The organism is Streptosporangium sp. OZ121 (assembly GCF_051918885.1).
In the GTDB taxonomy this organism is placed as follows: Bacteria; Actinomycetota; Actinomycetes; order Streptosporangiales; family Streptosporangiaceae; genus Streptosporangium.
This window is the reverse complement of record NZ_JBPXMC010000053.1, coordinates 1-14,729: the sequence shown is the minus strand read 5'-3', so window position 1 is coordinate 14,729 and position 14,729 is coordinate 1. Positions and strand designations below refer to the sequence as shown.

Here is a 14,729-nt window from a genome sequence, read left to right as displayed (position 1 = left end):
CGTCATGGACGGCCGGCGTCGAACGGAGGACTCACCTCGGCGTCCGGTGCTGACCGTCCATGACCAGGGGGGCGAGCAGGCGCTGCTGCGCGACGTGACCGTTGTCGGTCACCGCCAGCAGCCGCCGGCCGGCCTGTTCCGGCCGGACGCCGGGGCCGTCGGCCGACAGGGTGCCCGGCCGGCGGGTGAGCCCCCTGATGACGTCCTCGTCGATCGTGAGGCCCAGGCCGGGCGAGTCCCCGAGGTGGAACGCGCCGTCCTCGATGTGAAGGTCGAGGGACACCCCGAGCGGCGGGCGCAGGTCCTGCAGCTCGCTGGCCATGTGGTTCGGCACCGACGTCGCGGCGTGCAGCAGGCCGACCGGGACGTTGCCGACCGGGCTGACCGGCAGATCGTGGGCGTGCGCCAGGGCGGACACCCGCAGGAAGTGGGTGATCCCCCAGACCACGGCCGTCTGGACGATGTCGACGGCACCCGCGGCCAGCAGCGGGCGATACTGCTCGAGCCCGGTGAGGTTCTCCCCGGTGGCGACCGACGCGCGGATCCCGCGGCCGACGACGGCCAGGCCCTCGGCGTCCCACCGCCGGACGGGCTCCTCGATCCAGGTGAGGTCCAGGGTGCGCTCGAGCTCGCAGACGTGCCGGATCGCCTGCTTGCGCGACCAGGCCTCGTTCGCGTCGAGCATCAGGCCCGGCCGCTTCCCGTGCCCGGCCTCGGTCAGGACCTCCCGGACCAGCGTCAGGCGGTGCCGGTCCCGCTCGATGTCGAGGCCGCCCTTGATCTTGGCCGCCCGCAGGCCGTGCCGGGCGTAGACCTCGTACACCGAGACGAGCTCGTCGTCGGTCAGGCCGATGTCCAGGCCCGAGGCGTAGGCGGGGACCCGCCGGTCGCGCCCGCCCAGCAGGCGCCAGAGCGGCTCGCCGGCCGCCTTCGCCTTGATGTCCCACAGGGCGGTGTCGAGCGCGCCGATGGTCCCGAACACCGCGCCCGCGTGGCCCGCCTTGAAGGTCTGCCGCAGCATGCGGTCGTACAGCGCCGTGACGCCGCGCGGATCCTCGCCCTCGATGGCGGCGAAGACGTTGTCCAGCTCCACGTGCGGCCCGACGCCGACGCCGGTGATCCCCTCGTCGGTGTCCACGACGATGATCGACACCGGAACGACCCCGTCGGCGTAGACGCCGTTGGCGTCACCGACCGGACGGTCCCACTCCTGGACCGTGGTGAAAGTGCGATACCCCGAAATACGCATGTCAGCCCTTCGTGGAACCGGCGGTGACGCCGTCGGCGATCTGCCGCTGGAGAAAGAGATAGACCATCAACACGGGCACGGCGGCGATCAGAACCCCGGAGGCGAAGGTCGGGATGTCGTCGGAGTACTGTCCGCGCAGCGACGTGACCCCGACCATGAGGGTGCGGTGGTCGGCCGACGGCATCATCAGCAGGGAGATGAGCACGTCGTTCCAGCAGAACAGGGCATTGAGGATGCCGACCGACAGCAGGGCCGGAGTGCCTATCGGCAGCATGACCCGCCGGTAGACGCCGTACGTCGTGTTCCCGTCGATTCTCGCCGCGTCGATGATCTCCCCTGGAACGGTCTTGTAGTAACTCGTCATCAGGAAGATCGTGAAGGGGAGGAACTGCGCGACGTAGGCCAGGATCAGTCCCGGGTAGGTGTCGATGAGGCCGCTGTCCGCCATCACCCGGGCGAGCGGCACCATGATCACCTGAAACGGGATGAACAGGGCCGCGAGACAGCCCAGGAAAAGCGCCTTGGAACCGCGAAACCGCAGCTGGCTCAGCGCGAATCCCGCCATCGACCCGAGGAGCAGCAGGAGGATCACCGAGATCGTCACCACGATGAGCGAGTTGGCGAAGTATCGTGCCATGCCGACGCTGGTCCACGCGGTGACGATGTTGTCCCACTGCAGGGAGGTCGTCGGGGAGAACCGGTCGAGGACGTACTCACGCCGGGTCTTCATGGCGACGTTGGTGGTGAACACGAGGGGGTAGATCGTCGCCAGCGCGAGGAGCACCATCGGAACGGCGACCACCCACTTGGTCAGGCGGCTGCCGGACATCAGTCCTCCCTTCCGGCGCGGCGGAGCACGCTGATCTGCATGAGCCCCACCACGAGCATGATGAGGAAGAGGACCGTCGACGCGGCCGAGGCGAGCGCGGGGCGGTTCATCTGTCCCTGCTGGATCCAGACGTAGTACTCCGGCAGGTAGGTGGACCCCTCGGGCCCTCCGCTGGTCATGACGTACAGCAGGCCGAACATGGACGTCAGCATCCCGATCATCGTGGTCACGAAGACGAACTGGATGGTGCGGGTCAGACCCGGGATGATCACATGCCAGATGATCTGGGGGAGCGACGCGCCGTCCACCCTGGCCGCGTCCAGGAGCGCGGGGTCCAGGGTGGCGAATCCGGCGAGGAACACCACCAGGGCCATCCCGAACGTCGCCCAGATGTGCACGCCGACGACCGCGAACATGGCGACGTCCGGGTCGCCGAGCCAGTCGACCGGGCCGAGACCGATCGTCGCCAGGACGGTGTTCAACGGGCCGTCGTAGGCGAGCATCAGGTTGAAGATCGCGCCGACGATCACCGGCGATAGCACGGCCGGGAAGAAGTAGACGCTGCGGAAGACACGGTGCCCGGGCACGCGCAGGTAGATGAACGTCGCCAGCAGGCCCGGGATGGCCACCGCCACCGGAAGCAGCAGCACCAGCAGCCCGACGTTGCGCAGCGCGCTCTGGAACGTCGCGTCCTGGAACATCTCCAGGTAGTTGTCGAGGCCGACCATCATCCCGTTGCGCTCGCCGTCGCCCGTGAAGGAGAAGTTGACGCCCAGCAGCAGCGGCCACAGCCGCAGCGCCACGATGATCAGCAGGGCCGGAGCCACCAGAACGTAGGGCGCGAGACGGTCGGAACGCCACGTGCGGGAGGCCGGACGGGAAACGGTCCCGGGGTCACCGGGACGTGCCCGCCGCCTCGTCTCTCCCCCGCCGGTCCGCCCGGAGTCGACCGGGCGGACCAACGGAGACGAATCTCGGATCGGCACGGGATCAGCTCGCCCGATCCGAGGCGGCCAGCTGCTCCACCACCTCGTCGACGGTCGCCGATCCGCTCAGGAGCTGCTGGGAAAGCCTTCCCATCAGGTCCAGGGTCTTCGAGGACAACGCGACGTGCAGGGCGGGCTTGCCCTCCTTGAGCTGCGACACGATCGTGCCGACGGCCACGGGGCCCTGCGACACGTCGATCGTGGTGTCGGACGCGATCGCGCCGGCGTCGGAGTAGAAGGAGGTCAGGGCGTCGGTCGTGGTCAGCGACCGCACCATGTCGGAGGCCATCTTCGGGTCCTTGGCCCACTTCGCGACCGCGTAGCCGATGCCGCCGTCGTAGGCGAGGCTCGGGGTGGTTCCGCTGGTGACGACCGGGGACGACATGACGCCGACCTTGTCGTTCCCCAGGAACTCGCTGAAGTCCTTCCAGTGCCCGATGTCCGACATCAGCCCGATGATGTGGGCGGCCTTGCCGGAGTTGAAGATCGTGAAGGCGTCGTTGAACATCGCGGTCGAGTTGCCTCCCTTGTTGTTCAGCCCCGAGTCGCCGGCGTCCTTCCACAGCTTGAAGATCTGCTTCACGTTGGGGGAGTCCCAGGCGCGCTTCCCGGCGATCCAGTCGTCGTACTCCTGCGCCGTCAGGATGCTCGAGCCGAGGCCCGACATGAAGAACTGGATGCCGGCTCCCTCCTTGTTGCCGAGCGCGAAGCAGTCGGCCCCGGTCTTCTGCTTGATGGTGCCGCAGTCGTCGACGAACTCCTTCCACGTCGTGGCGGGGCTGGCCGGGTCGAGTCCCGCCTTCTCGTACAGCGTCTTGTTGTAGTAGATCGGGTGGCCCTGCAACGTCACCGGCGCGCCGTAGATCTTGCCGTCCTTGCTGAACGCGTCCCAGCCCGCCAGGCGCTGCTTGTCCTCGGCGACGTACTGGTCGAGGGGGAGGAGCGAGTCCACGCGGTCGCGGATCTGGCCGCCTCCGTTGAAGAGCATGACGTCCGGTCCCGTGCCGGACTGGATGGCCGCGCCCAGCAGGGTGTAGTACTGGTCGAACGGCTGGGCCACGAACTCGACCGTGACGCCGGGGTGCTTCTTGGCGAAGTCGTCCTTCGCCTTCTGGATATAGGAGGCCGCGGCCGCGTCACCGGATTTCCAGTCCCAGACCAAGAGCTTCGTGACCTTGCCGGAGTCGCTCGGCGACGACGCGGGAGGGCTGGCGCTTCCGCAGCCGGTTAAGGCCAGTCCGGCGACCAAGAGGGCGGACCACAGTGTTCGCTGCTTCATTGCTGTTCACTCTCCAGAGGACGGCCGGCTCGCCCGGCCGCGATGTGAGGCGAAACGTAATTCGTATGACGTCTGACGTCAATACACGTGACATATACTGATGTCGAAATGTGGCGCCGCCCGCGGCACCGGAGGAGATATGACGGCATCGCAGGAATCGCCGCCGAGCGTGGCGCCACCCCCGGCCTGGGTGCGACGGCCGGCCAACCTCGCCAGGGCGGTGACGGCGGAGCTGGTGGAGCGCATCGTTCGCGGAGCGCACCCGCCGGGCACGCCGCTGCCCGCCGAGCCCGCGCTCTGCGACACCTTCTCGGTGAGCCGGACCGTCATCCGCGAGGCGGTGAAGATCCTTCAGGAGAAGGGGCTGGTGCAGATCCGCCAGGGCAGCGGCACCATCGTCACCCCGCCGACGATGTGGGACATGCTCGACGAGCATGTCCTCGCGGCGACCATCGCCGAGGACGAGAGCCTGGCGATCCTCGACGACCTCGTCGTCACCCGGCGCGTGCTGGAGTCCGACATGGCGAACTTCGCCGCCCGCCTCGCGGATCAGGACACCGTCGACCGGCTGCGCGCGCTGGTGGACCGGATGGACGAGCTCGTGGACGACCATGTCACGTACGCCGATCACGACCGCGCCTTCCACGACGTGATCATGCAGGCGTCCGGCAACCGTATCGCCCGTGGCGTGGTGCGGGCCCTGGAGAGCCAGGTCATCAACACCGCCCGCTACATGGGCCAGCCCCAGCGGGCCCTGTGCGTGGCGTCCAACCTCGGCCATCGCCGCATCTACGAGCGCATCGCCGCCCACGACCCCGCCGGGGCCGCCGAGGCGATGTTCAAGCACATCACCGACGCCTGGCTCGTCCGCCGCGGCGGGCCGGACGAGCCCGTGCGCCTGGAGCGTTGAACGCGAATCCCGCTCGACCAGGACGCGGCGTCCAGTGACTTTACTTCGATCCGATGAATCCGCCAGGCTCGGCCCGCTGGGCATGCCTGTGAACCAAGTGGAAGAAGGCGTTTCGTGAAACTGTTTCGGGTGGGTCGGCCGGGCCAGGAGCGGCCCTGCGTCATGGGACCCGACGGCAGGGCGCTGGACCTGTCGGCGCTGACGGCCGACATCGACGGCGCGTTCCTCGCCGGGGGAGGCGTCGAGCGGGTACGTTCCGCCCTCGCCGAGGGCGGCCTGCCCGAGGCCGGACCGTACGAGCGGATCGGCGCTCCGGTGGCCAGGCCGGGGAAGATCATCTGTATCGGGCTGAACTACTCCGACCACGCGGAGGAGACCGGCGCCCCCATCCCCGCCGAGCCGGTGGTCTTCATGAAGGCGCCCAACACGGTCGTCGGCCCCGAGGACGAGGTCCTGGTGCCGCGCGGCAGCGTGAAGACCGACTACGAGGTCGAACTGGCGGTGGTCCTCGGCGGCACGGCCCGCTACCTGTCCTCCCCGGAGGAGGCGGCGGGCGTGATCGCCGGATACGCGATCGCGAACGACGTCTCCGAGCGGGAGTTCCAGAACGAACGCGGCGGCCAGTGGGACAAGGGCAAGTCGTGCGAGACGTTCAACCCGCTGGGCCCGTGGCTGGTCACGCCGGACGAGGTGGGCGATCCGCAGGCGCTCGGCCTGCGCCTGTGGGTCAACGGGCGGCTCCGCCAGAACGGCAGCACCAAGAATCAGATCTTCGGCGTTCATCACGTGATCTGGTACCTCAGTCAGTTCATGGTCCTGGAGCCGGGAGACGTGGTGAACACCGGCACCCCCGCCGGGGTCGCCCTCGGCATCGGCCCGGAGGCGTACCTGCGCGCGGGCGACGTGGTCGAAGTCGAGATCGACGGCCTCGGCCGCCAGCGCCAGCGGATGGGGCAGGCGTGAGAGCGGACGAAACGCTCCCCGGGCGCGCGGAGGTGCGTGGGAGGGGGCGGGCACGGGAGCGCTCCAGATGAGGTCGGCGGCTACGGACGCGCGTTTCCCCGCGTAGGGCTGTCGGGGAGGTTCGAGGGCTCGGCTGAGGGAGCCGGGTGGGGCAGGCCCAGGGTGGTGATGCGCCGCACCAGGGCCTCGCGCCGCACCCGGACCTGCCGGCCGCTGTCGTGGCCGGCCAGGGTGGCGGCGTGGACCTCGGCGATGACATGGGAGTGCGGGACGTTGAGCACCGCGGCGGCCGTGGCGACGCTCACCAGGGGCTCGTCCGGCAGCATCGCCAGCCGTTCGGCGATCATGCGCTCGCGGAACTCGGCGGCGAACCACACGGTGGCGTCACCGACGCCGAGATGGAGGACGAGTCCTTCGCGTTCCAGATGCAGCAGAAGGTCGTCGATGTCGCCTGGCGTGCTCATGCGGCGCTTTCCCTCGTGTCGGTGGTGTCAGCGGGGTGGAGGATGTCCGGCACCGCGTTCCGGCGGCGACGTCCCCCAGGCCGCCCCGGACCGGTGAGTTCGTCCGGGGCGGCATCCCCTCGCCCCGGCCTTCCGCGGCCGGGGCGTCCGGGCGATGGCCTTCGCCGGGGCGGTGGACCCGCCCCGGCGAAGGGATGAGACGGCTGGATCAGCTGCGCAGGGTCCATTTCTGGCTGCTCGTGCCGGTGCAGGACCACAGCTGCACCCTGGTCCCGTTGCCGGTCCCGAAGTTGCTCGCCTCCAGGCACTTACCGGACTGCACGCCGGTGATGGTGCCGTCGGCGTTGACGTTCCACTGCTGGTTGGTACCGCCGTTGCAGTCCCAGATGATCACCTGGGTGCCGTTGGCGGTGCCCTGCCCGTAGGCGTCCAGGCACTTGTTGCCGTACACCTGCAGCTGCTTGCCCGAGGTCTGGGTCCAGCGCTGGTTGGTGCCGGTGCCGCAGTCCCACAGCTGCGTCTGGGTCCCGTTGGCGGTGCTGGCGCCGGTGACGTCGAGGCAGCGGTTCGACTGGACCCCGACGAGCTGCACGCCCTGCTGGGGGGTGCTTCCCTGGGGCCCGGCGGCCGCCATCACGGCCTGGGCGCCCGAGGGCCAGTTGCCGTTGGTGACCGTGACGTTGTTGTTGACGACGTTGCCGCGGTCGCCGTTGGTCACGTTGGTGCTGCCGTTGGTCGACCAGTTGCCGGTGACGGTGAAGTTCCCCATGTTCTCGGCGTACCAGTAGTTAGCGGTGGCCCAGGTACCGGTGGAGGAGAATACGTTGTTGCGGGCGGTGTAGTACCGGGAGCCCTCGTCGAAGTAGACGCCGAAGTAGCCGTTGGTCCGCAGGCAGTAGTTGTCGCTGATCAGCCCGCCCGGGTTCGCCGACAGCGTGTAGATGCATCCGCCGTCGTTCATCTGCTGCATGACGTCGTGCACGTAGTTGCCGGAGAGCCGGTTGTTGGACGCGGTGGTGGCCGTGGTGTAGCGCGGCTGGTAGTTGTACAGGCCGCGGCCGGCGTAGTGCTCGCTGCCGCCGGCGTCGTTGGCGCCCCAGCCGTACCCGATCGACATGCCGGTGTAGGGCATGTTGTAGACCTCGTTGTTGGTGACGGTGGCGGTGCTGACGTAGGTGGTCAGGACCGAGACGATGCCCCGGTACTCCACGCCGAGGTCGTGGATGCGGTTGTTGCTGACGGTGATGTTCCGGTTGACCATCCGCTGGTCGCCGGGGTGGTGGGCGTCGGCGCGCACGCCGCCGACCACGATGCCGCCGGCCGAGTTACGGGCGATCTCGGAGCGGGTGACGGTGATGTTGCTCGCGCCCAGGCCGACACCGCTGGCGTGACCGTTGGCGTCGTTGCCGATGCCGATGGCCGTCTGCCCCAGGTTGAAGAACTGCGAGTCGCTGAAGGTGACGTTGTTGGCGGCGGACACCTGCACGGCGGCGGGCATCTGGTACCAGTTCGGCCGGGTGGCCTCGAACTGCGGGCAGCCGTTGTGACAGGAGGTGAAGGCGGGCCAGCTCCAGTTGCCGGCCATGTAGACGCCGGTCTGCTGGTCCACGTAGCCCTGGTTGCCGCTCGGCGCCATCCAGGTCGTGCCGGTGAACGTGATGCCGGTGAAGGCGATGTGGTGCGCGGGCGCGTCGTAGGTGCCCCCGACGTTCACCAGCGACTGCAGCACCGGCAGCTCCACGCTGACGCTGCTCATGTTCTGCCCGGAGAGCGGGATGTAGAAGAGCGTGCCGGTCCAGGGTTCGATGTACCACTCGCCCGGCGAGTCGAGGAACTCGTACGCGTTGCTCAGGTAGAGCGGGCCCGCCCGGTGCGGGCTGGTGAAGGTGTCGTACCCGAAGTTGTTGTTGCTCCAGCCGGGCTGCTGCATCGCGATGAAGTTCCCGGTGATGTTCTGCACCGACACGTACCGGTCCGTGAACGAGCCGACGCTCTCCACCTGGACCCGGCTCTTGTTGGCGAGGTTGTTCAGGTAGCCCAGGGCCCCGTTGGTGAAGGACAGGCCACTGCTGTTCGCGGTGAAGTCCGCCCGGTTCACCTGGGTGCGGGCGCGGGTGGCGATGGCGCCGTTGACGTACAGCTGCCGGGTGTCGGTCCCGGTGCCGACGTCGGCCCGCCAGATGTTCTTCCCGGAGTCGGCGAGCGACCAGCCGGTGACCGCCCTCGCGCCGCTGATCACGGGACGGGCGCCCGCGGCGGCCTGCCATTTGACGGTGTAGCCGTTGTTGCCGGAGTCGGCGGCGGTCAGCCGGAGCGGCGCGGAGAGGCGGTACGTCCCGCCGGCCAGCTCCACGACGATGTCACCGGACATCGCCCCGGTGAGCGCCCGCACCGCGGTCTGCGCGGCGGGCAGCGAGCACGGCTGGGCGGCGGAGCAGGTGGTGCCGCTACCGGAAGGGGAGGCGTAGAGGGTCGTGGTGGCCGCCGAGGCGGGCGAGACCGGCGCCACCAGGGCGGCCGCGGCGGTCAGCCCTATCGCGGCGGCTCCGGCCAGCATCAGTCTCCGCATCGCGGAGTACGAGAATTCAAACACGGGACTTCCTTGTGTCGGGGGGTGGGGGAGTGGCCGGCGGAACGTCCCATCGGAGCCGGTCCGGCGGCTGCGGCGCCGGTCCTCGCACCGCCCGGGGCGCAGCCGTCCAGGTGCGGACGGCTGCGCCCCGGGGCGGTCAGGCATGTGAAAGTGCTCCTGCCGTGGAAGGGGATCCCTCGCCGGGACGATGCTTTCCCCGGCGAGGGATCCTGAAGGTGTCTCAGAGGTTCGGAAAAGGGGTCAGGTCCGGGTCCAGCGCTGGTTGTTTCCGCCGTTGCAGTCCCAGATGGCGAGTCTGGTGCCGTTGGCGGTGGCGTTGTTGGGCACGTCCAGGCACTTGTTCGCGCCGATGGCGGTGATGGTGCCGTCGGCGTTGAGGCGCCACTTCTGGTTGTTCTGCCCGTTGCAGTCCCAGATCTGGACCAGGGCGCCGTTGGCGGTGCTCTGGTTGGCCACGTCCAGGCACTTGTTGCCGTAGACCCGCAGCTCACTCGCGCCGGTCGTCGCCCACTGCTGGTTGGTCTGGCCGTTGCAGTCCCAGATCTGCACCGCGGCGCCGTTGGCCTGGGAGACGCCGCTCACGTCGACACACCTGCCCGAGCCCACACCCCGGATCGCCCCCGCCGTTCCCGGCGTCGGAGTCACCGTCGGAGTCGGAGTCGGCGTGGGGTTGGGGTCGCTCCCGAACTGCGAGAAGAACCTCCACACCTCGCCCTTGGTCCAGGTCGTGATGCCGCTCTCGGCGTAGGTCCCGTCCACTGGACCGGGCATGTGACCGTTGTCGAAGGCGGCCCACACGACCGGATACCCGGCCCGGCAGCCCGAGTAGGTGGTGGTGATGTGCGTCCTGCTGCCCGACCCCGGCTCGGGCGGGTTCTGGGCGGTACAGCCGTTGTTCCTGACGAACCTGTCACGCAGCGACCGTCCCTGGGAGATGTTGAGGACGTTGTCGCTGATGCCGTGGAGTCCCATGTACGCGATGGGGTCGTTGCCGCCGCTGCACCCGCTGAGCTGCGCGCCGGCGTAGACCGCGACCGCGCGGAAGACCGTCGCCCTGCTGCACGCGAGCGAGTAGCTCATCCCGCCGCCGTAGCTGAAGCCCATGGCGAAGCGCTGCGTGGTGTCGACGCACAGGGAGGCGTCGAGCAGCCTGTTCAGGTCGTCGACGAGGGTGATGTCCTCGTTGTTGGAGTTGGCCCAGCCGTTGCCGATGCCCTGGGGCGCGACGAAGATCCCGTTGTTGTTCGACTGCTGCCGCATGCCGTAGAAGGACCAGGGGTAGCCGCTGGTGCCGCCCGAGTCGATCTCGTTCATCGTGCCGCCCCGCCAGTGGAACCCGAAGAACACCCGGTAGGGCGTGTTGTTGTTGTAGTTGTCGGGGAGTCTCAGGATGTAGGAGCGGGTCTTGCCCCCGCTCTGGATGGTGTGCGTGCCACTCGCCAGCGCCGGGGCCTTGCCGCACCCGGCGGTCGGCGCGAGGGCGGCGGTGCCCGTGGACGACGTGGTCGCGCCGACGCTGTTGCTCAGTGCCGCGTGACCCGTGGACAGGACGAGAAGCGCCGCGGCCGCGATCGCTCCGAAGAAGGATCTCTGCTTCAACATCACGCGACTCCCCCTGGGGTGGGAACGTCGACATGTCTGGATGGGGAAACCACTTGGTTCTCCTTCATTGGGGGGTAGGAGTCTCAGCCGGCCGGTGTGGCGGCTCAACGCCGTTTCGCCGGTGCCCGCGCCGAACACCACGTCTGGCCGGTTCTTGCCGGTGTCGCCGGACAACCGCGTCCTGGTGCGAACTGGTGCGGAACCGTTCGCGTCACCGTCGTGGACGACGATGTCCGTCCTTACCTCCGGTGGCTTCCGCCGGTACGGCTCGGCCGCGAGCCGCCCGGTGAGGTCCGACCGCGCCGCCGGCTCGCCGCCGTTGACCCGCGTGGGCCGTCCGCGACCGCCCTCATGGCGGCGGCACGGCCGGCGAGCGCGGCGAGTGCCGCCCCACGCCCGGCGCCGGCAGCCGGTCGCCGCAGTGTCGGGCGCGTCCGCGCGGCTGGTTCCGATCGCTCACATGATTCTCCAGACATGTCGCGGTGTCCGGCGAGTGGTACCGCGAGGGGGGTGATCTGAGGGACTGCGTGAGTCGAGACGGTCGGGTCACGATGCACGACCGCCGCGGAGTGCCCCACTCCAGATGCGGTCCAGCCAAGGAGGAGACCCCCGATAGGAGGCGTCCCGGAGACTTAGCTACTAATTACGTTCCTCACGCTGAGGCGCGTCAAGACCTTAAGCCCACTTATTTCTGACTCCTCACAAGCGGACCATTGTCAGAGTGGGAACTCTTTCGAGCATAAGCGCAGTTGGAAGGCTTGCTCTTTCCCTCGGCCGGTTCGCGGATTCCGTGCCGCGACAGATGTGTAGCACTCTATGTCAGGTAGGTTGCGAGGATTGCTGCTGATCTGGGCCCCGGTTGGTCGTACCCTTGAGGAGGCGGTGGCAGGGAGGGAGCGGCGTGGTCGATATTCCGCGTGCGGAAGGCGTGTACCGGCCGGGCTACGAGGTGGCCGCGGAGCAGGTGCTGGAGCTGATCAGTCGGTTGCGCCTGCGGCCCGGCGACCGCATGCCCACCGAGAACGAGCTGGCCCGGCAGCTGGGCACGAGCCGGACCGTCGTGCGCGAGGCGGTGAAGATCCTCTCGGCGCTCGGCCGGGTGCGCGCCCAGAAGGGCCGCGGCCTCTACGTGGCCGACGACGAGGGGATGCTCGGCACCGGACGCTGGGCGTCCTTCTTCCTGCCCACCGACCTGGACCACATCTACATGCTCTTCGAGTTCCGCCGGGCTCAGGAGATGGAGACCAGCCGGCTGGCCGCCCGCCGTGCCACCCCGGCTGAGCTGGGAGACATCGAGAAGTCGGCCGGGGTGTGCCGCTACGGGTTCGACATCGGACGCGAGGATCTGTTCAACGAGGGCGATGACGCCTTCCACACCGCCATCGCGACAGCCTCGCACAACATGTTCCTCCAGATAGCGGTGCGGGAGGCCCGCCGGCTGCAGGCCCAGTCCAACCTCATCGGACTGCGCGGCTCGGTGGGCGGGCACGCGGCCAAGGCCGTCGAGGAACACGACGCCATCTACCAGGCCATCCGCGCCGGAGACCCGGAAGCGGCGGCCCAGGCCGCGGCGACACACATCGACAACACGCTGGACGACTACCGCAGAGAGATCCAGCAGCGCATCTTCTCGCCGGCCGATTGATCTCCCGCGAGCGGATCACGCGGGTGGTACGGGCACGGCGCCGCCAGGACACGCCCGACGCCGTCGCGCCGGACGCCCGCGGCGAGCACCACGTGCGCCGATGGCCGCTCTGCTCGGGAGGAAAAGAGCGAGGGGCCGCCCGGCCGTCGCGGGGACGGCCACGGGTGAAAGTTTCACCGCACCGCGCCTCCGGGAAGAGCGAGCGCCATTTGATGGAAGCAGATGGGACCCGGCGCCGGGCAAACGCCCGGAACGCGAGACCTTCCTGATTCTTGACAGGCCTTCCTCACTTCGTGTCTACTCTGCCGCACCACCCACGACCAAGCCCGCCGGGCAGAGGACAGGTCTCGATGAACTTATGTGAGCGCTAACAAAGTAACTCGGGCCGAGCGTCCCGCCCCAGACGCTCTGTCCGGCCCGGTTGACGGATGCGAGCGTTACCGGCATCCGCCCTCTTCGCGTTCGGCGACACCACCCGATCCACCGGAAACGCCGCCATACCTCCGGGGACCGGCCTCGACGGCCCTCCGCGTCGAACCGGTCCGCGCGAGCTTCCCGCCGATCGGCTCAGATCGACCAGGTGAAGAACCCGCCCGGGACACCGACCACCCCGGGCGGGTTCCGCTCGGTGGGGTCAGGTTCGGGTCCAGCGCTGGTTGTTTCCGCCGTTGCAGTCCCAGATGGCGAGTCTGGTGCCGTTGGCGGTGGCGCTGTTGGGCACGTCCAGGCACTTGTTCGCGCCGATGGCGGTGATGGTGCCGTCGGCGTTCAGGCGCCACTTCTGGTTGTTCTGCCCGTTGCAGTCCCAGATCTGGACCAGGGCGCCGTTGGCGGTGCTCTGGTTGGCCACGTCCAGGCACTTGTTGCCGTAGACCCGCAGCTCACTCGCGCCGGTCGTCGCCCACTGCTGGTTGGTCTGGCCGTTGCAGTCCCAGATCTGCACCGCGGCGCCGTTGGCCTGGGAGACGCCGCTCACGTCGACACACCTGCCCGAGCCCACACCCCGGATCGCCCCCGCCGTTCCCGGCGTCGGAGTCACCGTCGGAGTGGGCGACGGCGACGGGTCCGCGCCGCCGTCGAGGCCGAGGAACGTGATGGCGTGGGGGAACATGCCGTCCAGCGGCAGGGAGTGGCCGTAGCCCGCGAAGCTGAACGCCTCGACGGGAGCCTGGGTCGTGGTGGCACCGTACCGGGTCCTGGTCACACCCGACCGAGGGCTGTCGGTGAACGCCGGTGTCTGGCTCGATCCGTGCAGGTTGGTCCACTGCTTGATCTCTTCGCCGAAGTTGGGGTAGGCGAGCGTGGTGTCGGTGCTGCCGTGCCACAGTTGCATCCGGGGATAGCGGCCGGTGTATCCGGGATACATCGCCCGCGCCTGGTCGCCCCACTGCTGCGGGGTCTTGATGAGGTTCCCGCCGGAGCACTGGCTGTTCCACAGCGATCCGTTGGTGGTGGCGAAGCACCCGGCGGGGACGCCGGAGAACGCCGCGGCGGCCGAGAACACGTCCGGGTACTGGGCGGCGAGCACGTTGGTCATCATCGCGCCGGAGGAGAAGCCACTGACCACGATGCGGGCGGGGTCGACGTTGTGGCGCTGCCGGGCCCACGTGGCCATGGACATGATGCCGGTGGAATCACCGCCGCCGTCGCGCCTGAGCGCGGCAGGGGTGGAGACGTCGAAGCAGCGTCCTTCCCGGGTGGCCTCGGGGACCACGATGATGTACCCGTACCGGTCCGCCGCGGTCACGTAGTCACGCCCGACGCTGTTGAAGACTCCGCCGGCCGTGCCCGTGCAGTAGTGGACCATGACCAGCATCGCCGGCCGTGCCGCGACCCTGTCCGGCACGTAGATGTACATGTTGAGGTTCGTCGGGTTGTTACCGAAGTTGGTCACCTGGGTCAGCGACGCGGCCGCGGCGGGCCGGACCGCCAGGAGCAGGCCCGCGATCAACAGGGGTAAGGCGCCGGCCGCCAGCATGGCCCTGAGCCTTCGTCTCACATCATGTCCTTTCGATTGCCGGGGCGCCTCCAGCCACTCCGCTGACGGCTCGCCCTGTCTGGGCTCAAGCCGAAACCTCCGGTGCGGCGGGTCGCGCCGCACCGGAGGTCCCCTCGTCAGGACGGAAGGAAGGTCAGCAGGTGGAGCCGGTCTGGGTCAGCGGGTCCATGTGCCTTAGCGCTGGAGTGTGAGCAGGCCGGGCCGGTAGGG

Annotated in this window: 11 protein-coding genes; 3 read left to right on the top strand and 8 right to left on the bottom strand. The window is 68.9% G+C overall.

Annotated features, from left to right (window positions below; translation table 11 throughout):
• Positions 1-31 precede the first annotated feature (31 nt).
• The 4 genes from ACTOQ1_RS41955 to ACTOQ1_RS41940 form a co-directional block, all read right to left on the bottom strand.
• Positions 32-1,249, bottom strand: coding sequence for a mandelate racemase/muconate lactonizing enzyme family protein (locus ACTOQ1_RS41955; protein ID WP_440074043.1), 1,218 nt, complete (start codon positions 1,247-1,249; stop codon positions 32-34).
• Position 1,250: 1 nt separating this feature from the next.
• Positions 1,251-2,078, bottom strand: coding sequence for a carbohydrate ABC transporter permease (locus tag ACTOQ1_RS41950; RefSeq protein WP_440074041.1), 828 nt, complete (start codon positions 2,076-2,078; stop codon positions 1,251-1,253).
• Complete coding sequence (locus ACTOQ1_RS41945; RefSeq protein ID WP_440074039.1) at positions 2,078-2,905, bottom strand: carbohydrate ABC transporter permease; 828 nt, start codon at positions 2,903-2,905, stop codon at positions 2,078-2,080. The genes ACTOQ1_RS41950 and ACTOQ1_RS41945 overlap by 1 nt, the downstream gene beginning before the upstream one ends.
• A 163-nt stretch (positions 2,906-3,068) precedes the next feature.
• The gene (locus ACTOQ1_RS41940; protein WP_440074038.1) at positions 3,069-4,343 is read right to left on the bottom strand and encodes an ABC transporter substrate-binding protein; all 1,275 of its coding nucleotides are present in this window, start codon (positions 4,341-4,343) and stop codon (positions 3,069-3,071) included.
• 139 nt (positions 4,344-4,482) lie between these two features.
• On the opposite strand from ACTOQ1_RS41940, the gene ACTOQ1_RS41935 reads away from it, so the two are divergent.
• Both ACTOQ1_RS41935 and ACTOQ1_RS41930 read left to right on the top strand, forming a co-directional pair.
• The gene (locus ACTOQ1_RS41935) at positions 4,483-5,253 is read left to right on the top strand and encodes a FadR/GntR family transcriptional regulator (protein WP_440074037.1); all 771 of its coding nucleotides are present in this window, start codon (positions 4,483-4,485) and stop codon (positions 5,251-5,253) included.
• A gap of 114 nt (positions 5,254-5,367) precedes the next feature.
• Positions 5,368-6,216 carry a fumarylacetoacetate hydrolase family protein gene (locus ACTOQ1_RS41930; RefSeq protein ID WP_440074036.1) on the top strand — a complete coding sequence of 283 codons (849 nt, stop codon included), beginning with the start codon at positions 5,368-5,370 and terminating at the stop codon, positions 6,214-6,216.
• A gap of 80 nt (positions 6,217-6,296) precedes the next feature.
• On the opposite strand, the gene ACTOQ1_RS41925 is transcribed toward ACTOQ1_RS41930, so the two are convergent.
• The 3 genes from ACTOQ1_RS41925 to ACTOQ1_RS41915 all read right to left on the bottom strand — a co-directional run bounded on the left by ACTOQ1_RS41925 (position 6,297) and on the right by ACTOQ1_RS41915 (position 10,875).
• Complete coding sequence (locus ACTOQ1_RS41925) at positions 6,297-6,680, bottom strand: hypothetical protein (protein ID WP_440074034.1); 384 nt, start codon at positions 6,678-6,680, stop codon at positions 6,297-6,299.
• A 208-nt stretch (positions 6,681-6,888) separates the two neighbouring features.
• Positions 6,889-9,273 carry a ricin-type beta-trefoil lectin domain protein gene (locus ACTOQ1_RS41920; RefSeq protein ID WP_440074032.1) on the bottom strand — a complete coding sequence of 795 codons (2,385 nt, stop codon included), beginning with the start codon at positions 9,271-9,273 and terminating at the stop codon, positions 6,889-6,891.
• Between the two features lie 240 nt (positions 9,274-9,513).
• Complete coding sequence (locus tag ACTOQ1_RS41915; protein ID WP_440074030.1) at positions 9,514-10,875, bottom strand: lectin; 1,362 nt, start codon at positions 10,873-10,875, stop codon at positions 9,514-9,516.
• 901 nt (positions 10,876-11,776) lie between these two features.
• Between ACTOQ1_RS41915 and ACTOQ1_RS41910 the strand changes: the two genes are divergently transcribed.
• Positions 11,777-12,520, top strand: a complete 744-nt coding sequence (locus ACTOQ1_RS41910; protein ID WP_440074028.1) for a FadR/GntR family transcriptional regulator — start codon at positions 11,777-11,779, stop codon at positions 12,518-12,520.
• 634 nt (positions 12,521-13,154) lie between these two features.
• Here ACTOQ1_RS41910 and ACTOQ1_RS41905 read toward each other — a convergent pair.
• Entirely contained in the window at positions 13,155-14,519 is a 1,365-nt protein-coding gene (locus tag ACTOQ1_RS41905) for an extracellular catalytic domain type 1 short-chain-length polyhydroxyalkanoate depolymerase (protein WP_440074026.1), read from the bottom strand.
• Between the last annotated feature and the right edge of the window lie 210 nt (positions 14,520-14,729).

What these genes read in the sequence shown, in the direction of transcription:
- ACTOQ1_RS41925 (WP_440074034.1), bottom strand. Translation starts at nt 6,680, where the DNA reads ATGAGCACGCCAGGCGACATCGACGACCTTCTGCTGCATCTGGAACGC.
- ACTOQ1_RS41940 (WP_440074038.1), bottom strand. Translation starts at nt 4,343, where the DNA reads ATGAAGCAGCGAACACTGTGGTCCGCCCTCTTGGTCGCCGGACTGGCC.
- ACTOQ1_RS41955 (WP_440074043.1), bottom strand. Translation starts at nt 1,249, where the DNA reads ATGCGTATTTCGGGGTATCGCACTTTCACCACGGTCCAGGAGTGGGAC.
- ACTOQ1_RS41915 (WP_440074030.1), bottom strand. Translation starts at nt 10,875, where the DNA reads ATGTTGAAGCAGAGATCCTTCTTCGGAGCGATCGCGGCCGCGGCGCTT.
- ACTOQ1_RS41950 (WP_440074041.1), bottom strand. Translation starts at nt 2,078, where the DNA reads ATGTCCGGCAGCCGCCTGACCAAGTGGGTGGTCGCCGTTCCGATGGTG.
- ACTOQ1_RS41935 (WP_440074037.1), top strand. Translation starts at nt 4,483, where the DNA reads ATGACGGCATCGCAGGAATCGCCGCCGAGCGTGGCGCCACCCCCGGCC.